Source organism: Marinobacterium nitratireducens (genome assembly GCF_014645375.1).
Lineage (GTDB): Bacteria > Pseudomonadota > Gammaproteobacteria > Pseudomonadales > Balneatricaceae > Marinobacterium_A > Marinobacterium_A nitratireducens.
In genome coordinates, this window is sequence record NZ_BMLT01000002.1 from 116,242 (window position 1) to 133,308 (window position 17,067).

Here is a 17,067-nt window from a genome sequence, read left to right on the forward strand (position 1 = left end):
GGCCCGTTGGCATAATCCGGTCAATATTTCGCCGCCCGGCGGGTCCCTTTCTGCCGAGCCGTGCTGTCACCACAACTACGAGGGTGTTCCATGAGCTACAAGGCTATTCAACTGATCAAGCGGCCGAGCGGAGACCTCACGCCGGACATTTTCGCGACCGTCGAGCTGCCGCGCCCGGTGCTGGAGGAGGGGCAGTTCCTCGTCCGGCAGACGCACATGTCGCTGGACCCCGCCATGCGGACCTGGCTGCAGGAGCGCGAAGACAGCTATATCGAGCCGGTTCAGGTCGGTGAAGTGATGCGCTCCTATGGTGTCGGCGAAGTGGTGGAGTCGCGCAACCCGGACTACCCGGCAGGCGCCAGGGTGATCGGCATCACGGGATGGGCGGAATACGTGCTCGGCAATGCGGATATGCAGGTCGTGGATCCCGCGATCGACCCCGAAGCGCTGCTGTCGGTCTTCTACATGACCGGCCTCACCGCCTACGTCGGTCTGATCAGGATCGGCCGCCCCAAGGCCGGCGAAACCCTGGTCGTCAGTGGTGCCGCGGGATCCGTCGGGTCGCTGGTGGGTCAGATCGCGAAGGCGGAAGGCATGCGTGTGGTCGGCATCGCCGGCAGTGACGAGAAGTGTCGCTGGCTCGAAGAGGAGCTTGGCTTCGACAAGGCGATCAACTACAAGTCTGACAATCTTGGCGGTCAGCTGGACGAAGCCTGCCCGAACGGCATCGATCTGTACTATGAAAACACCGGTGGCGTCATTCAGCCGCTGGTGTTCGAGCGCATGAACCGGTTCGGGCGTATCGTGGTCTGTGGCATGATTTCAGAATACAACCGCGATCAGCCGACCCCGGGTCCGAGCTGGGTCGACATCAACCTCAAGGCGCTGCGGGTCGAGGGTTTCGTGGTGGTCGACCACCAGGACAAGGCCCAGGAGGCGACCGAAGCGCTGGCCGGCTATCTCCAGAACGGACAGCTGCGCTTCCGCACCCAGGTGCTGGAAGGCCTGGACAGCGCGATTGACGGCCTGTCGATGCTGTTCCGGGGCGACAATACCGGCAAGCTGCTGGTCAGGATCTGAAACCTGACTGCAGGAGTCGTTACCGGCTGTACGGTTCCTGCAGGTGCTTGTCCTTTAGCCTGACGTAGTTGCCGGCGGTGTAGCCGAAGAACGACATCTCCTTCTCGGTCAGTGCCCGCACCTGCTTCGCCGGCCGCCCGACGTACAGGTGGCCGCTTTCCAGCGTCTTGCCCGGCGGCACCAGGCTGCCGGCGCCCAGCACCACGTCCGACTCGATCACGGCGCCGTCCATGACCATGCTGCCCATGCCGATCAGCACCCGGTCGCCGATGGTACAGCCGTGCAGCATTGCCTGGTGGCCGACGGTCACTTCGTTACCGATGGTAAGCGGAAAACCGTCGGGGTTGTAGGGACCTGCGTGGGTGATATGCAGCACCGAACCGTCCTGGATGCTGCTGGAGTGGCCGATGCGGATGCGGTGCATATCGCCGCGGATCACCACCAGCGGCCACACGGACGAGTCGTCGCCGATCTCGACGTCGCCAAGCACCACGGCGCTCGGGTCGACGAATACCCGCTCGCCAAGTTGCGGGGTTTTGCCCTGGTAGGATCTTATCTTCATCGCGGTCGTCCTGTTGAATTCCGGTTGCGTTGCCCCATTGTATAATGCATGTCTTGTCATTACCCCTGGCCCACAGGAGAGCCCTGTCCATGAGCAACCCGCTGCTGCAGCCCACCGAGCTGCCCGCCTTCAGCACCATCCGCCCCGAAGCGATCGAGCCGGCCATCGATGAACTGCTGGCGCGCAACCGCGAGCGGATCGAAGCGCTCTGCAGAGCGCCGGGTACGCCGGACTGGGCCAGCCTGGTGGCGCCGCTGGAGCAGCTTAACGACGAGCTGTCGAACGCCTGGTCGCCGGTGTCGCATCTGAACTCGGTGGTCAACGAGGACAAGCTGCGCGAGGCCTACAACGCCTGCCTGCCGAAGCTGTCGCAGTACTGGACCGAACTCGGGCAGAATCAGCACCTGTTCGAGGCTTTCGGCAAACTGGGCAGGCACGAAGAGGGGCTGGACGACTCCCAGCGCAAGGTGGTGGAAAATACCCTGCGCGATTTTCGCCTGTCGGGCATCGCGCTCGACACGGCCGGGCAGCAGCGCTACGCCGAGCTGCAACAGCGCCTGTCGAAGCTCACCACGCAGTTCTCCGAAAACGTGCTCGATGCCACCAACGCCTGGAGTCTGCTGATTACCGACGAGGCACGCCTTTCCGGCCTGCCGCCGATGGCCAGGGCCGCGGCGAAACAGGCTGCAGAGGCCCGCGGGCAGGACGGCTGGCTGGTCACGCTGGACTTCCCGTCTTATTTTGCGGTGATCACCCATGCCGATGACCGTGAACTGCGCCAGCAGGTCTACCGCGCCTACATGACCCGGGCGTCGGAACTCGGTGCCGACCCGAAATGGGACAACAGCGCCATCATCGACGAGATCCTGACGCTGCGCCATGAACTGGCGCACCTGCTGGGCTTTGCCAACTACGCCGAGTATTCGCTGGCCACCAAGATGGCCGAGTCGCCGCAGCAGGTGGTGGACTTCCTCGAGGATCTGGCGGAAAAAAGCCGACCGGAGGCTCAGCGGGAGTTCGGCGAGCTGTGCGAGTACGCCCGTCGCGAGCACGGTATGCACGAGCTGCAGGCCTGGGACGTCGCCTACTTCAGCGAAAAGCTCAAGCAGGCCCGCTACGAGGTATCGCAGGAGGAACTGCGCCCCTACTTCCCGCTGCCGAAGGTGCTCGACGGTCTGTTCCAGGTCGCCGGGCGTCTGTTCGACGTCGAGATCGCCGAGGTCGAGTCGTTCGACAGCTGGCACAGGGATGCGCGCCTGTTCGAGGTCAGCCGCGGCGGTACCCCGCTGGCGCGCTTCTACCTCGATCCGTTCGCGCGCGAGCGCAAGCGCGGCGGCGCCTGGATGGATACCTGCCGCATCCGTCGGCGACTGCCGGATGGCGCGCTGCAGCTGCCGGTGGCGTACCTGGTTTGCAACTTCACGCCCGCGGTGGGCGATGACCCGGCGCTGCTGACCCATAACGAGGTCACCACCCTGTTCCACGAGTTCGGTCACGGCCTGCATCATATGCTGACGCAGATCGACTACGCCGATGTCAGCGGGATCAACGGCGTCGCCTGGGATGCGGTCGAGCTGCCGAGCCAGTTCCTGGAAAACTGGTGCTGGGAGCCAGAGGCGCTGGCGCTGATCTCCGGGCACTATCAAACCGGCGCGGTGCTGCCCGAGGCGCTGCTGGAGAAAATGCTGGCGGCGAAGAACTTCCAGTCCGGCATGTTCATGGTGCGTCAGCTCGAGTTCGCGCTGTTCGACTTCGTGCTGCATCGCGACTACGTGCCGGGCGAAACCCGGGTGCAAAGCGTGCTCGACCGGGTGCGGGAACAGGTGTCGGTGGTGCCGGTGCCGGCCTTCAACCGCTTCCAGCATGGTTTCAGCCATATCTTTGCCGGCGGCTACGCGGCCGGCTACTACAGTTACAAATGGGCCGAGGTGCTTTCGGCCGATGCCTTTTCGCGGTTCGAGGAAGAGGGTATCTTCAATCCCCAGACCGGCGCCGACTTCCGCCGCTGCATCCTGGAGGCGGGCGGCTCGCGTGAGCCGATGGAACTGTTCGTCGCCTTCCGCGGCCGCGAGCCCAGTGTCGATGCATTGCTTCGCCATAGCGGCATTGCCTGAGGAAGGTAACACCATGACTGTTGTAAAGCGTTTTGTTGCCGGTGCCGTCTGCCCCCGTTGCGGGCAGATGGACTGCATTCGCATGTACCGGGACGAGGAGCGCGAATACCGCGAGTGCGTCAGGTGCGATTTCGAGGATTCCCAGCGCCTCGACGGTGCGGCGGAGCCTGCTGAGCTGGAAACCCGCGTCAATCGCGCCAAGCCGGTACTCGAGCCCGGCGAGCGGCCGTTGCGCTTCGTCTCCAATCCGGTGAAGAAGGACGGTTGATGGGCGTCTGCGCCTGGGCCGCCAGCAGCGAGCTGGAGCGGGCATACCACGACGCCGAGTGGGGCCGTCCGCAGGCGGACGACCGCGTGCTGTTCGAGTTTCTGCTGCTGGAGGGGGCCCAGGCGGGCCTCAGCTGGCGCACGGTGCTGGAAAAGCGCGACGGCTACCGTCAGCACTTTCTCGGCTTCGATCCGCAGCGGGTGGCTGCCCTGGGGACCGAGGCTATCGAAACGATGCTGACCGATCCCGGCGTTATCCGTCATCGCGGCAAGCTCGAGAGCGCAGTCGGCAACGCCCGGGTGTTCCTGGATCTGCAGGCCCGCTACGGCAGCTTCGCCAGTTTTCTCTGGCAGTTCGTCGACGGGCGCCCGGTTCAGAACCAGCGACGGGCGATGGCCGAGCTGCCCGCCGAAACCCCGCAGTCTCAGCGTCTGTCGAAGGAGCTAAAGCGACTGGGCATGCGTTTCGTCGGTCCCACCATCTGCTACGCCTACATGCAGGCCGTCGGGCTGGTCAACGACCATCTGATCGACTGCCCCTGCCACGCTGAATGCCGCGCGGAAGGTGAGCGCTTCAGCCTTTGATCCCGCGTGCCTGTGGATCCTCGTAGCCGCGCCCCGCGGCGAAGCTCTTATCCTCTGGTGTGGCATTCGCGGCGGGGCGCCGCTCCTACGGTCGGGCGCGATGGTACCTTGTACGCAGGATGCCGCGCCCCGCGGCGAAGCTTTTATCCTCTGGTGTGGCATTCGCGGCGGGGCGCCGCTCTACGGTCGGGCGCGATGGTACCTTGTACGTAGGATGCCGCGCCCCGCGGCGAAGCTTTTAACCTCTGGTGTGGCATTCGCGGCGGGGCGCCGCTCCGACGGTCGGGCGCGATGGTACCTTGTACGCAGGATGCCGCGTCCCGCGGCGAAGCTTTTAACCTCGGCCGGTCATTCGCGGATGGGCGGCCTCCCACCATCTGCTACGCCTACATGCAGGCCGTCGGGCTGGGCAACGACCATCTGATCGACTGCCCCTGCCACGCCGAATGCGCCGCCGAGGGCGAGGCGTTCACTCTCGGTTGATACGCTGTAGGAGTTCACTCCGTGAGCGAAGCTGTTGGAGTCGGCTCAGGCATTGGTTCGCCCGCGGAGCGGGCTCCTACGGCGAGTCTATTAGCTCCGGAGGTGTTCGCCCGGGGACCGGGCTCCTACGATTTTCCCGTAACCCGTAACCCGTAACCCGTAACCCGTAACCCGTCACCGCCGTCAGGTTATCCAGGCCTGCCTTACGCAAAGCCGCCGGTATACCCAGCCGCCGGTAACGGCGCGGGCGATGAACAGGCTGAGAAAGGCCATCCAGAGGCCCTGGTTGCCGAAATCCCGCAGCAGCCACCAGAGCGGAAGATAAACCCCGAATACCGACAGCAGCATGGTGTTCTGCATCGCCCGTACCTGGGTGGTGCCGATGAATATGCCGTCGAGCAGGTAGCTCCAGACGCCGATCAGCGGCAGGAGTACTATCCAGGGCAGGTAACGCGCCGCCATGGCGCGGACATCGTCGAGGTCTGTCAGCAGTGCAATGATCTGCTCGCCGGCCAGTGCGAACACCAGTGAAAACCCGAGCGCCGTGACCAGCGACCAGATCAGGGCCGTGACCACGAGATCGTAGAACCGGTGCAGCCTGCGTTCGCCGATGGTGCGGCCCGCCAGCGCCTCGGTGGCGTGGGCAAAGCCGTCGAGGCCGTATGAAATCAGCATCAGGAAATTCAGCAGCACGGCATTGGCGGATAGGTAGAGGGTGCCGAGTCGCGCACCCTGGGCGGTGAAGAAGGCGAAGGCGAACAGCAGCGACAGAGTACGCACGAACAGATAACGGTTGACCGCCAGCAGCTCGATATAGTCGCCGAAGCGCTTCAGGCTGGCCCGGTCAAGGGTCCCCGAGGTCTGCCGCAGAACCCCCCGGCTCAGGTAGAGGCCGAGGCCGAGCGCGATGTACTCGGAGCAGACCGTCGCCAGCGCAACGCCGGCGGCGTGCATCCCGAGACCGTAGACGGCAACGATGTCGAGCAGCATGTTGGCAATATTGGTGACCAGCAGCAGCAGCAGCGGGATGCGGGTATTCTGGTTGCCCAGGAACCATCCCAGCAGTGCGTAGTTGCACAGTACCGCCGGTGCGCCGAGGATACGGATCCAGGCATAGCGTTCGGCTTCTGCGGTCACCGCCGGCGTGGCGTCGACCAGGTACAGCGCTATGGCGATCAGCGGCCGGTGCAACAGCAGCAGCATCAGCCCGATGGCGACGCCCAGCACCAGCGAGCGCGCCAGCAGCAGCCGTACCTGGTCGCCGTCCTGTCGGCCCCAGGCCTGGGCGGTCATGCCGGTGGTGCCCATGCGCAGGAAACCGAAGGCCCAGTACAGGGTGGTGAAAATCATGCTGCCGACCGCCACCGCGCCGAGGTAGTGGCTTTCGGGCAGATGACCGATCACGGCGGTATCGACCAGGCCCAGCAGCGGCACCGTGACATTGCTGAGAATCATCGGCCAGGCCAGCTGCCAGACGCGGCTGTGCTCCTCTCGCGACGGCCAGCGCAGCCGGTAGCCGCTCATCCGGGGCTGATGCCGAGCCGTCGCAGCGGCAGGCTGTACAGCACCAGGAACTCGACCAGCGCGGTGACCACCACCGAGGGACCCGCCGGGGTATCCCAGTACCAGGACGCCGCCAGTCCGCCGGCCACCGCCAGGCAACCGAGCAGCGCCGCCAGTAGCGCCATCTGTTCCGGCGTGCGCGACAGCTTGCGGGCGCTGGCGGCCGGAATGATCAGCAGGGAGGTGATCAGCAGAATGCCGACGATCTTCATCGCCGCGGCGATCACCACCGCGATCAGCAGCATCAGCGTCAGCCGCAGCCTCGCCACCGGCACGCCTTCGACCTGTGCCAGCTCCTCGTTGATGGTAATTGCCAGCAACCCGTCCCAGAGGCGCCACAGCAACACCAGCACCAGTGCGCCGCCGCCGAAGATCCAGTAGAGGTCTCGCGGCGAGATCGCCAGCAGGTCGCCGAACAGATAGGCCAGCAGGTCGACGCGGACATCCTCCAGCAGTGCGATGGCGACCAGGCCCAGCGAGAGGGTGCTGTGCGCCATAATGCCGAGAAGGGTATCGGTCGCGACCAGGCGTTGGCGCTGCAATGCCACCAGCAGCAAGGCCAGCAGAACGCAGCTGGCAACCACCGCCAGATTGAGATTGATCTGCAGCAGGAATCCGAGTGCGACGCCGAGCAGCGCCGAGTGCGCCAGGGTATCGCCAAAATAGGCCATGCGCCGCCAGACCACGAAAGAGCCCAGCGGGCCTGCGATGATGGCCACGCCGAGGCCGCCGATCAGGGCATAGAGCAGAAAGTCGTCCATCGCGTCAATCGACCTTTACATTGTTGCTGGCAGGTTTTATCACATCGCCGTGTGCGTTGTGCCGGTGGTTGTGATGATGGCTGTACAGGGCCAGGTTCTCGGCGCCCGGGACGCCGAACATCTCGATGAACGAGGGGTCCGTGCTGACCTGCTCTGGATGACCCGAGCAGCAGACGTGGCGGTTCATGCAGATCACATGGTCGGTCGAGGACATGACCAGGTGCAGGTCGTGGGAGATCATCAGTACGCCGCAGCCGCGCTGGTCGCGGATGCGGCTGATCAGCTTGTAGAGTTCGATCTGGCCGTTGATGTCGACGCCCTGCACCGGTTCGTCGAGCACCAGCAGGTTGGGTTGCTGCAGCAGCGCCCGTGCCAGCAGCACGCGCTGCATCTCGCCTCCGGACAGCCCGTGGATCGACTGCGACAGCAGGCGCGAGGCGCCGACATCGGTCAGCGCCTGTTCCAGTGCCGCCGGATCGTCGTTGCGCGCGGTCCGCAGGAAACGCTCGACGCTCAGAGGGAAGGTCTGGTCGATATGCAGCTTTTGCGGCATGTAGCCGATGCGAAGGCCCGGCTCGCGCCAGACATCGCCGCGACTTGGCCTGATCAGCCCCAGCACCACCCGCACCAGGGTCGTCTTGCCGGCGCCGTTGGGGCCGATAAGGGTGGTGATGCAGCCGCGGTGCAGCTCCATGGAAATATTCTGGATGACGTGATTGCGGCCGAAGCGCACATCTACCTGGGTCAGCCGGGCCAGGGGTTCGTGATGATGGTTGCTCATTGCGGGTCTCGCTGCGGGCGGGTCTGGCAGTTGGGGCACAGGCCCACGATCTCGACGGTTTCCTGTTCGATGGTGAAGCCGAGTGACCCGGCGCTGCTGCGAATCGCCTGCTGTATCGGTTGCGACTCGAGTTCCAGGGTGCTCTTGCAGCTACGGCAGATCAGGAAGCAGCCCTGATGCGACTGCTCCGGATGCGGGCAGCCGATGAAGGCGTTCAGCGACGCGATGCGGTGCACCAGTCCCTGGCTCTGCAGGAACTCGAGGGCGCGATAGACCGTTGGCGGTGCCGAGTTGAAACCGGCTTCCGCGAGCGCCGGCAGCAGCTCGTAGGCGCCCAGGGGCTGGTGGCTTTGCCAGATCAGCCGCAGCACCAGCTCGCGAATCGGAGTCAGCCGCTGACGGCGTTCGCGGCACAGGTGCCGGGCCTGCTCCAGCGCTTCACTGATGCAACGGTCGTGGTTGTGATCGGGTTCGAACGGCAGCGGTGACGGGTTCATCTTTCCAGACCAGAATATTTTGTTATAGTGTAACGCAATCTTTTGTCGATTGGACCCCAAGACACCATGTCGATTCGCCTGCCCAAATTTCTGATGTTCCTGACTCTGCTGTTCCCCGCCCTGCCGGCCTCGGCGTTACAGGTCGAGGCCAGCCTCAAACCGCTGCAGCTGGTGGCCGCAGCGCTGGTCGACGGACTCGCCGAACCCGGTCTGCTGGTGCCTCCCGAGGCATCGCCGCATCACTACGCGCTGAAGCCCTCGGAGATGCGGCGCATCGCGGCGGCGGACCTGGTGATCTGGGTCGGGCCGGAGCTCGAGCTGTTTCTGGTCAAGCCGCTGCAGCAGACCGAGGCGCATATCCTCCAGCTGATGGATGGCGAACCGGGCGCAGACGAAGACGCGCACCGCCATGAGGGCGAGGACGGCCACCATCACGATGTCGACGCCCATATCTGGATGGACCCGGCCCTGATGCTCGAGGCGGCGCAGAAGATGCGTGACGCCCTGATCGACATTGCGCCTGAGCATGGCGACCGGGTGGCCGCCAACTATGACCGCTTCGCCGCGGCGCTGCTGGCTCGGGATAAAGACCTGCGCCAGCGCCTGGCGCCGCTGCGCGATCGCGGCTTCTTCGTATTCCACGACGCCTACAGTCGCTTCGTCGAACACTACGGGCTCAGGCAGCTGGGGTACTTCACCGTCGACCCGGGGCGTCAGCCCGGTGCCCGTCATCTTGGCGAGATTCGCAGCCAGCTTGCCGACCAGGAGGCCGTCTGCGTCTTCAGCGAGCCGCAGTTTCGCGCCGCGGTGGTCGAGGCGGTCACGTCCGGTACCTCCGTGCGTCACGGCGAGCTCGACCCGCTGGCGCGTGATATCGCATCGGGCCCCGACGCCTATCTTCTGTACCTCGATGCCCTCGCGGGCGAGTTCGAGCGCTGTCTGAATGCTGGGTGAGTGGCGAGTGGCGAGTGGTGAGCGGTAAGTGGTGAGGCGCAAAGCGTTAGGCGTAAGGTTTCACATGCGCCTGACCGGATCCACGATCGGAGGATGGGTAGAGCGGTGCACCGGTATGGGCCTGACTGGTACCAATACCGTTCGGGCAACGCGAAACCCGTCAAATCGATCGTAGTACAGATCGATTGGCTTCAGTTGGCACGGACTTAAAAAATTTTTCCTGAGGGGGTTCCCAAGCCGAAAAACGCTCTATATAATTCGCCCCACTTTCGAAGCAGATGTGGTGGAATTGGTAGACACGCTAGCTTCAGGTGCTAGTGCCTTCACGGGCGTGGGAGTTCGAGTCTCCCCATCTGCACCATCCTCCGGATGGTGTTTCTCTCCTCCGACGCTTCGCGTCTCCTGAATTTCCAGCAGCCAGTTTTTATAGTTCACGGCCTTTCGGTGCGCTTTGTTGCACTCAGCGGCACCCTACCTTTTACGCCTTACGCTTCACCACACCACGCACCACTTCCCTGCTCATAACTTTTCCGGTACTTTCGCGGCCAATGCTTTCAGCTAAGTTATGGGTCGTCCGATGAACAGCAAACAGCTCACCGCCTTCCGTGCGATTATGCAGCAGGGGTCGATGACCGACGCCGCGCGTCAGCTCGGAGTCTCTCAGCCCGCGATTTCGCGGCTGGTCCGGGATCTGGAGCAGAGTCTGGGATTTCGCCTGTTCGAGCGACGCAACAGTCGTCTGTACGCGACCCCGGGCGGACGGGCCTTCTATCGCGAGGTCGAGCGGCATTACTGTGGTCTCGAGCGCCTCGGCCGCTCTGCCGACCGGATTCGCATGATGAAAAGCGGGCAGTTGCGCCTTGGCGCGGCGCCGCTGTTCGCCACCACGGTGCTGCCGCAGGTACTGGCCCGTTTCAGTCTGGGGCGCGACGAGGTCGCGCTGAGTCTCGGCGCGGAGCCCACGCCCGAACTGCTGCAGCGGGTCGCCGCGCAGACATATGACCTTGGCCTGGCCGAGCTGCCGGCGGAAACCGGAGCGGTTCGCATAGCTGCCGCCTGGCGCAGTGAGCTCTGCTGCATCGCCCCGGCGGGCCATCGCTTCGCCGGCCTGGACCGGGTGCGGGTGGAGGACCTGGACCGCGAGCCCTATATTCCCGTTGGCAGTGCCGACAGCCCGGGCTATCAGCGCCTGGAGCGACTGTTGCGTGATCATCTGGTTCGCCCCGACGAGCGTGCCGGCGCGGATCAGTGCGGCGTTGCCATGGCGCTGGTGCGGGCAGGTATGGGCGTGGCGCTGGTGGACCCGTTCAGTGCCCGGCAGTGGTCTGCCGAAGGTGGAGTGGCCCGCCCTTTCGCCCCGGCGCTGCCCTTCTGTCTGGGATTCGTGCTGCCGGACATCCGCGAGACCGGCGCGCTGGAGCAGGCCTTTATCGACAGTTTCGAGGCGCAGGTCTGCACGGAACTCGCACTGCAGCCGATTGAACCGGAAGACGCCTCCCGGGTCTGAAGTGGCTGGTTGCCGGATTGAGACTCTCAAGCCCCCCGTCAGCGGGGTGTAAAGAAAGGTTAAGAGCGCTGTTTCGGGGGCCGCATTACATTATGCTTGGTAACTCAGTCGCAGGATGCAGACAGACGGAAAAACCTTGAGCAGCAACGCCAAACGCCTACTTCTACTGGCCGGATTCAGTCTGGTCACCGGCTGCGCCACCTCGGGTATCAGTATCGAGCCCGAGGCGATGGTGTTGCCGCAACGCTGGCAAACCGCATCGGACAGCGCCGCGGTGGTGCCCGGCTGGCTCGACGAGATGGCCGACCCGGCCCTGTCCGGGCTGGTGGCCGAAGCGCTGTCGAACAACCACCAGCTGGCCGCGCAGCGGGCCCTGGTGCGCCAGTCCGAACAGGGCCTGATTGTCGCCGGAGCCGATCGCTATCCGGCACTCGATCTGTCACTGGATGCCAGTCGCAGCCGCCAGGCGGTGGATCGCGCAGCCGGGGGGGCCCAGACCAGCTATGGCATCGGGCTGGACCTTGGCTGGGAGCTGGATCTGTGGGGCAAGCTCAGCGACGGCGAGCGCCAGGCCAGGCTGACCCTCGGCGCGCGCCAGGCCGAGCTGGATGCGACCCGGCTGGACCTGGCGCGGGATCTGGCGTCCGCCTGGTACGAACTGCTGGCGACGGCGCAGCAGCTGGCACTGTTCAGCCGGCGTTTGCACAACCTCGAGCAGAACCTGGAGGTGATCGAGTCCGGTTACCGCCTGGGTCTTGGCAGTGCTCTGGATGTCTATCTGGCGCGTAACGATGTCGAGAGTGAGCGCGCCCGGGTCGAGGAGCAGACCCAGCTGCGCGACGAGGCCACGCGTAACCTGCAGCGGCTGCTTGGACGTTATCCCGATGGACGCTGGACACAGCTGCCGGCACTGCCAATGCTGGAGACGTCGGTCAGTGCCGGGGTTCCCGCTGAGCTCCTGCGCCGGCGTCCGGACCTGCGCTCGGCCTGGATGGACCTGATGGCAAGCGACGCAGCGTTGGCGATCGCTCACAAACAGCGCTTTCCCAGCCTCCAGCTGCGGGCAGGTGTAGCGGATGAAACCGGGCGCCTTCCGGATCTGCTGGAAGGGGGGCTGGCCTGGTCACTGGCCGCGGGCCTGACCCAGCCGCTGTTCAGCGCCGGACGCCTGAAGGCCACCGAGGCACAGGCGCGGGCGCGGGTCGAGGAGCTGGAGAAGCGCTACCTCGACGAAGTATTCACCGCCTTCGGCGAAGTGGAGAACCGGCTTAGCCGCACCGAGGCGCTGCAGGCGCAGTACGGCCAGTACCAGCAGGCCGAGCGCAATGCGCTGCTGGCCGAGGAGCTGGCGTTCGAGCAGTACCGCAAGGGGCTGGTCGAATACAGTACGGTGCTGGAAGCCCAGCGCCGTTCGCTCGATGCCCAGAACGCTGTTATCGTGACGCGTCGCGACCTGCTGCAGAACCGGGTTGCGCTTTACCGGGCGCTGGGCGGGGCGCTTTATGCCGATACCCGGGTGGCGCAGGGAGATGAGCCGGAGTCCAGACTACAGGCAGCAGTCGAATGATCAAGAAGTTAATGCCCATACTGGTGTTTGCCGGATTCGCCGGGGTGGCGGTACTGGTGATGCTGAACCGCCCGGAAGCCAATCGCACCGCGGCGCCGCCGGCGACGGTGGTGCGGGTCGAGACGATGACGCTCGAGCCGCAACCCTACCAGATCCGTCTGCAGAGCTACGGCACCGTGCGACCGCGTACCCAGAGCACACTGCTGCCACAGGTTTCGGGCCAGATAACCGAAGTGAGTCCTAACTTTCGTGACGGTGGCTTTTTCGAGGCCGGTGAGGTGCTGCTGCGCATCGACAGCCGCGACTACGAAGCCGCGGTGGCGACGGCCAGGGCGGCGCTGGCGGACAGCCGGCAGGCGCTGCTCGAACAGCAGGCGCAGGCCCAGCAGGCACTGCAGGACTGGCGCCGCCTCGGCAATACCGAAGCGCCGCCGGCGCTGGTGTCGCGTCAGCCGCAGATGGCTGCGGCGCGGGCCGCGGTGCAGTCGGCCGAGGCCAGCCTGCGGCAGGCGGAGCTGAATCTCGAGCGCACCCGTATCCGCGCCCCCTACGCCGGCCGGGTACTGTCGACCAGCGTCGACGTCGGTCAGGTGGTCGGCAGCAGTACCGAGCTTGGCCAGATTTACGCCATCGATTACGTCGAAATCCGGTTACCCCTGAAGAACCGCGATCTGCGCTTCATCGATCTGCCGGAAACCTACCGCTTCGGCGCCGATCAGGCGGTCCGGCACGAGCCCGAGGTCAGCCTTTTCTCGTCACTGGTCGAGGATCAGCAGTGGCAGGGGCGCGTGGTTCGCACCGAAGGCGCCATCGACACCAGCAGTCAGCAGCTGCATGTGGTGGCGACCATCGACGACCCCTATGGCCTCAAGGCCCAGGGCCGGCAGCCGCTGAAGATCAACCAGTACGTCAGTGCCGAGATCGAGGGCCGCAAACTCGACGCGGTACTGGTGATTCCCAACCGCACCCTGTATCAGGGGAGCTTCGTTTACCTGGTCAGGGATGGCGTGCTGCGGCGCCAGGAAGTGAGTATTTTGTGGCAGAACAGCAAGGAGGCGCTGATCGGCAGTGGACTTGAGGCCGGCGATCAGCTGGTGCTGACGCCACTCGGTCAGATCAGCAGCGGTACCCGGGCGCAGGTCATGAACGTCGCGGATGACAGCGCGGCCGAAGTGGCGTCGGAGGGCCTGCGGCCATGATTGCCTGGTTCGCGCGCAACCATGTCGCCGCCAACCTGCTGATGGTCTGCATTCTGTTCGGCGGGCTGATGTCGCTCTCGACCCGTATCCCACTGGAGGTGTTTCCCTCATTCGAGGCGGATATCGTCACCGTGTCGATGTCGCTGCGCGGCGCGACGCCGGAAGACGTCGAACAGGGCGTGACGATCCGTATCGAAGAGGCGGTGCAGGATCTCGAGGGCATCAAGGAGATCAGCAGCCGCTCCCAGGAGGGCTCGGCGAAGGTCAACATCGAAATTGACGATGATTACGATCCGCGCGAGCTGCTGGCCGATATCAAGAGCCGCGTCGACGGCATCAACACCTTTCCCGGCGAGGCCGACCGGCCGGTGATCAGTCTCGCGACCCGGCGCCGCGAGGTGATGTCGGTCACGGTCTCCGGCCCCTACAGCGAGCGCGAGATCCGCGAATACGCCGAGCGGGTGCGTGACGACCTGTCGCGCCTCGACGACGTGACCCAGGTGGAACTCGACGCGGTGCGCGAGTACGAGATCGCCATCGAGCCGTCCCAGGACCGGCTGCGGGAATTCGGTCTGACGCTGGCCGATATCGGCACCGCCATCGATAGCGGCTCCATTGACCTGTCGGCGGGCAACCTGCGCACCGACGGCGGCGACGTGCTGCTGCGATCCAAGGGGCAGGCCTATCGCCGCGACGACTTCGAACGCCTGGTGGTCAAGACCAACGAGGACGGCAGCATCATCCGCCTCGGCGATATCGCCCGGGTTTCGGACGGTTTCGAGGAAGTGCCGCTGCGCACCCGTTTCAACGGCGAGCCGGCGGCCCTGATCGAGGTCTACCGGGTCGGCAACCAGAGCGCGCTCGAGGTGTCCGAGGCGGTGCGGGGCTACATCGACAGCCAGCAGAACAACCTGCCGGTGGGCATGACGCTGAGCTACTGGGACGACGACTCCGAGATCGTCAAGAAACGCCTCAGTACCCTGGTGTCCAACGCCCTGCAGGGCGGCGCGCTGGTTCTGCTGCTGCTGACCCTGTTCCTGCGTCCGTCCATCGCCTTCTGGGTGTTCCTCGGCATCCCGATCAGCTTTATGGGCGCCTTCCTGCTGCTGCCGGTGTTTGGCGTCACCCTCAATGTCATGAGCCTGTTCGGCTTTATCCTGGTGCTCGGTATCGTGGTCGACGATGCCATCGTCACCGGCGAAAACGTCTACAGCCACATGCGCCGGGCCGAGAGCAGTCTGCATGCGGCGATCCGCGGCACCCAGGAGGTGGCGATACCGGTGACCTTCGGCGTGCTGACCACCGTCGCTGCCTTCCTGCCGCTAGCCTTTGTCGAGGGCCGGCGCGGCGCCTTCTTCGCCCAGATTCCGGCGGTGGTCATCCCGGTGCTGCTGTTCTCGCTGATCGAATCGAAGTTCGTGCTGCCGGCGCACCTCAAGCATATCCGCCTGCGCCAGCACAGCAGCGGTCAGTCGCGGCTCGAGCGCTGGCAGCAGAGCTTTGCCGACGGTTTCGAACGCGCGGTGGTGCTCTACTACCGGCCGCTTCTGAAAACCTGCCTGCGCCACCGCTACACCACCCTGGCGCTGTTCGGCGGCATTCTGGTGCTGATCCTGAGCCTGATCCTCAGCGGCTGGACCCGGTTCGTGTTCTTTCCGCGTATTCAGAGCGAAACCGCGCGGGCGTCGCTGACGATGCCCGCGGGTACCGCTTTCGACGTTACCGACCGCTACGTGGTGCGCATGCTCGACGCGGCGCGTGAGCTCAAGGACAAGTATCGCGACGAGGCCAGCGGCGAGAGTCTGATTCTCAATATTCTGGCCACCACCGGCGAGGGCGGCGGCAGCTCCAACGTCGGCGAGGTGCGTTTCGAGATCCAGTCGCCGGAGAACCGCAGCCTCGACATTACCAGCTCCGACCTGGTGCGGGAGTGGCGTCAGCGTGTCGGCCAGGTGCCGGGCGTCGAGTCGCTGACCTACCGCGCCGAGTTCGGCCGCGGCGGCAGCCCGGTCGACGTGCAGCTCAGCGGCCTCGACCTGGTGCGTCTGGGCGAGGCCGCCGAGAAGGTACGGCAGCGGCTGGCGACCTACCCGACCCTGTACGATATCGAGGACAGCCTCTCGGACGGCAAGCAGGAAATCCAGCTCGAGCTGACCGAGCAGGGCAATGCCCTGGGGCTCAGCCGGGCCGAACTGATCACCCAGGTCAGGCAGGCGTTCTTCGGTATCGAGGTGCAGCGCATCCAGCGCGGGCGCGACGATGTACGGGTGATGGTGCGCCTGCCCGCCGGCGAGCGCCAGGCGGTGTCCGACCTGCAGGAGATGCTGATCCGGCTGCCGGACGGCCGTGCCGTGCCGCTGGCGCACCTGGCGACGCTGAAGCCCGGCAAGAGCCCGTCGGCGATCTATCGCATCGACCGCTTCCGCACCGTCAACATCACTGCGGACCTCGACAAGCAGGCCACCAACATGACGGTGCTGGCGCAGGACCTGAAGACCTATCTCGATGGCCTGATGCTGCAGTACCCGGGGCTGGCCTACAGCCTGGAGGGCGAGGCGCGCGAGCAGGAGGAGTCCTTCGGTTCGCTGCAGCTGGGGCTCGCCTTCGTGCTGTTCGTCATCTACAGCCTGCTGGCGATCCCGTTCCGGTCCTATCTTCAGCCACTGATCGTGATGTCGGTGATTCCCTTCGGCGCTATCGGCGCGGTGATCGGGCACTGGATCATGGGGATGGACCTGACCATCATGAGCATGATGGGACTGATGGCGCTGATCGGGGTGGTGGTCAATGACAGCCTGGTGCTGGTGGATTTCATCAACAAGCACCGGGCCGGCGGCAACGGCGGTGAACGCAGCCTGATCCGGGCGGTGCTGGCCGCCGGAACTGCCCGTTTTCGGCCGGTGCTGCTGACCTCTCTGACCACCTTCATCGGGCTGATGCCGTTACTGTTCGAGAAGTCGACCCAGGCGCAGTTCCTGATTCCGATGGCGGTATCGCTGGGCTTCGGCATACTGTTCGCGACGGTCATCACCCTGCTGATGGTGCCGGTGAACTATCTGGTGCTGGAGGATCTGCGCCGGCTGCGACGCCGCAACCGGCCCGCTGTCGGGGAGGTGCCGGCCGGAGAAACTTGATTCCGGTCAACTA

At 65.0% G+C, this 17,067-nt stretch carries 15 protein-coding genes and 1 tRNA gene; 11 read left to right on the plus strand and 5 right to left on the minus strand.

Annotation, left to right across the window (positions count from 1 at the left end):
* The first annotated feature begins 90 nt into the window (after window positions 1-90).
* Window positions 91-1,080, plus strand: a complete 990-nt coding sequence (locus IEX85_RS03540; RefSeq protein WP_188858375.1) for an NADP-dependent oxidoreductase — start codon at window positions 91-93, stop codon at window positions 1,078-1,080.
* A 19-nt stretch (window positions 1,081-1,099) separates the two neighbouring features.
* On the opposite strand, the gene IEX85_RS03545 is transcribed toward IEX85_RS03540, so the two are convergent.
* Window positions 1,100-1,642: a gamma carbonic anhydrase family protein gene (locus tag IEX85_RS03545; RefSeq protein WP_188858377.1), complete on the minus strand. Its 543-nt coding sequence runs from the start codon at window positions 1,640-1,642 to the stop codon at window positions 1,100-1,102.
* Between the two features lie 89 nt (window positions 1,643-1,731).
* Between IEX85_RS03545 and prlC the strand changes: the two genes are divergently transcribed.
* From prlC to IEX85_RS23935, 4 genes are all read left to right on the plus strand, one after another.
* A complete protein-coding gene (gene prlC, locus IEX85_RS03550; RefSeq protein ID WP_188858379.1) occupies window positions 1,732-3,756 on the plus strand; it encodes an oligopeptidase A in 2,025 nt (674 codons plus the stop codon).
* A gap of 13 nt (window positions 3,757-3,769) precedes the next feature.
* Entirely contained in the window at window positions 3,770-4,024 is a 255-nt protein-coding gene (locus IEX85_RS03555; RefSeq protein WP_188858381.1) for a YheV family putative zinc ribbon protein, read from the plus strand.
* The gene (locus IEX85_RS03560) at window positions 4,024-4,608 is read left to right on the plus strand and encodes a DNA-3-methyladenine glycosylase I (RefSeq protein WP_188858382.1); all 585 of its coding nucleotides are present in this window, start codon (window positions 4,024-4,026) and stop codon (window positions 4,606-4,608) included. Before IEX85_RS03555 ends, IEX85_RS03560 begins: the two co-directional genes overlap by 1 nt.
* A gap of 291 nt (window positions 4,609-4,899) precedes the next feature.
* Entirely contained in the window at window positions 4,900-5,091 is a 192-nt protein-coding gene (locus IEX85_RS23935) for a DNA-3-methyladenine glycosylase I (RefSeq protein ID WP_229721781.1), read from the plus strand.
* Between the two features lie 183 nt (window positions 5,092-5,274).
* Here the strand turns inward: IEX85_RS23935 and IEX85_RS03570 are convergent, their stop codons facing one another.
* The 4 genes from IEX85_RS03570 to IEX85_RS03585 are packed head-to-tail and all read right to left on the minus strand — an operon-like array spanning window position 5,275 to window position 8,693.
* Entirely contained in the window at window positions 5,275-6,615 is a 1,341-nt protein-coding gene (locus tag IEX85_RS03570) for an MATE family efflux transporter (protein WP_188858384.1), read from the minus strand.
* Window positions 6,612-7,415, minus strand: a complete 804-nt coding sequence (gene znuB, locus IEX85_RS03575; RefSeq protein ID WP_188858386.1) for a zinc ABC transporter permease subunit ZnuB — start codon at window positions 7,413-7,415, stop codon at window positions 6,612-6,614. Before znuB ends, IEX85_RS03570 begins: the two co-directional genes overlap by 4 nt.
* A 4-nt stretch (window positions 7,416-7,419) precedes the next feature.
* Entirely contained in the window at window positions 7,420-8,196 is a 777-nt protein-coding gene (gene znuC / locus IEX85_RS03580) for a zinc ABC transporter ATP-binding protein ZnuC (protein WP_188858389.1), read from the minus strand.
* On the minus strand, window positions 8,193-8,693 hold the full coding sequence (locus IEX85_RS03585) for a Fur family transcriptional regulator (protein ID WP_188858392.1): 501 nt from the start codon (window positions 8,691-8,693) through the stop codon (window positions 8,193-8,195). The genes znuC and IEX85_RS03585 overlap by 4 nt, the downstream gene beginning before the upstream one ends.
* A gap of 66 nt (window positions 8,694-8,759) precedes the next feature.
* On the opposite strand from IEX85_RS03585, the gene znuA reads away from it, so the two are divergent.
* The 6 genes from znuA to IEX85_RS03615 all read left to right on the plus strand — a co-directional run bounded on the left by znuA (window position 8,760) and on the right by IEX85_RS03615 (window position 17,054).
* The gene (gene znuA / locus IEX85_RS03590; RefSeq protein WP_188858394.1) at window positions 8,760-9,647 is read left to right on the plus strand and encodes a zinc ABC transporter substrate-binding protein ZnuA; all 888 of its coding nucleotides are present in this window, start codon (window positions 8,760-8,762) and stop codon (window positions 9,645-9,647) included.
* A 274-nt stretch (window positions 9,648-9,921) separates the two neighbouring features.
* Window positions 9,922-10,008: transfer RNA gene (locus IEX85_RS03595), tRNA-Leu, on the plus strand.
* 216 nt (window positions 10,009-10,224) lie between these two features.
* Window positions 10,225-11,154 carry a LysR substrate-binding domain-containing protein gene (locus IEX85_RS03600; protein ID WP_188858396.1) on the plus strand — a complete coding sequence of 310 codons (930 nt, stop codon included), beginning with the start codon at window positions 10,225-10,227 and terminating at the stop codon, window positions 11,152-11,154.
* Window positions 11,155-11,290: 136 nt separating this feature from the next.
* On the plus strand, window positions 11,291-12,721 hold the full coding sequence (locus IEX85_RS03605; RefSeq protein ID WP_188858398.1) for an efflux transporter outer membrane subunit: 1,431 nt from the start codon (window positions 11,291-11,293) through the stop codon (window positions 12,719-12,721).
* Entirely contained in the window at window positions 12,718-13,920 is a 1,203-nt protein-coding gene (locus tag IEX85_RS03610; protein ID WP_188858401.1) for an efflux RND transporter periplasmic adaptor subunit, read from the plus strand. The genes IEX85_RS03605 and IEX85_RS03610 overlap by 4 nt, the downstream gene beginning before the upstream one ends.
* Window positions 13,917-17,054: an efflux RND transporter permease subunit gene (locus IEX85_RS03615; protein ID WP_188858403.1), complete on the plus strand. Its 3,138-nt coding sequence runs from the start codon at window positions 13,917-13,919 to the stop codon at window positions 17,052-17,054. Before IEX85_RS03610 ends, IEX85_RS03615 begins: the two co-directional genes overlap by 4 nt.
* The last annotated feature ends 13 nt before the right edge of the window (window positions 17,055-17,067 follow it).

Bases quoted from the DNA above. Each gene is read 5' to 3' on its own strand.
- IEX85_RS03540 (WP_188858375.1), top strand. From the start codon at position 91: ATGAGCTACAAGGCTATTCAACTGATCAAGCGGCCGAGCGGAGACCTC.
- IEX85_RS03545 (WP_188858377.1), bottom strand. From the start codon at position 1,642: ATGAAGATAAGATCCTACCAGGGCAAAACCCCGCAACTTGGCGAGCGG.
- prlC (WP_188858379.1), top strand. From the start codon at position 1,732: ATGAGCAACCCGCTGCTGCAGCCCACCGAGCTGCCCGCCTTCAGCACC.
- IEX85_RS03555 (WP_188858381.1), top strand. From the start codon at position 3,770: ATGACTGTTGTAAAGCGTTTTGTTGCCGGTGCCGTCTGCCCCCGTTGC.
- IEX85_RS03560 (WP_188858382.1), top strand. From the start codon at position 4,024: ATGGGCGTCTGCGCCTGGGCCGCCAGCAGCGAGCTGGAGCGGGCATAC.
- IEX85_RS23935 (WP_229721781.1), top strand. From the start codon at position 4,900: ATGGTACCTTGTACGCAGGATGCCGCGTCCCGCGGCGAAGCTTTTAAC.
- IEX85_RS03570 (WP_188858384.1), bottom strand. From the start codon at position 6,615: ATGAGCGGCTACCGGCTGCGCTGGCCGTCGCGAGAGGAGCACAGCCGC.
- znuB (WP_188858386.1), bottom strand. From the start codon at position 7,415: ATGGACGACTTTCTGCTCTATGCCCTGATCGGCGGCCTCGGCGTGGCC.
- znuC (WP_188858389.1), bottom strand. From the start codon at position 8,196: ATGAGCAACCATCATCACGAACCCCTGGCCCGGCTGACCCAGGTAGAT.
- IEX85_RS03585 (WP_188858392.1), bottom strand. From the start codon at position 8,693: ATGAACCCGTCACCGCTGCCGTTCGAACCCGATCACAACCACGACCGT.
- znuA (WP_188858394.1), top strand. From the start codon at position 8,760: ATGTCGATTCGCCTGCCCAAATTTCTGATGTTCCTGACTCTGCTGTTC.
- IEX85_RS03600 (WP_188858396.1), top strand. From the start codon at position 10,225: ATGAACAGCAAACAGCTCACCGCCTTCCGTGCGATTATGCAGCAGGGG.
- IEX85_RS03610 (WP_188858401.1), top strand. From the start codon at position 12,718: ATGATCAAGAAGTTAATGCCCATACTGGTGTTTGCCGGATTCGCCGGG.
- IEX85_RS03615 (WP_188858403.1), top strand. From the start codon at position 13,917: ATGATTGCCTGGTTCGCGCGCAACCATGTCGCCGCCAACCTGCTGATG.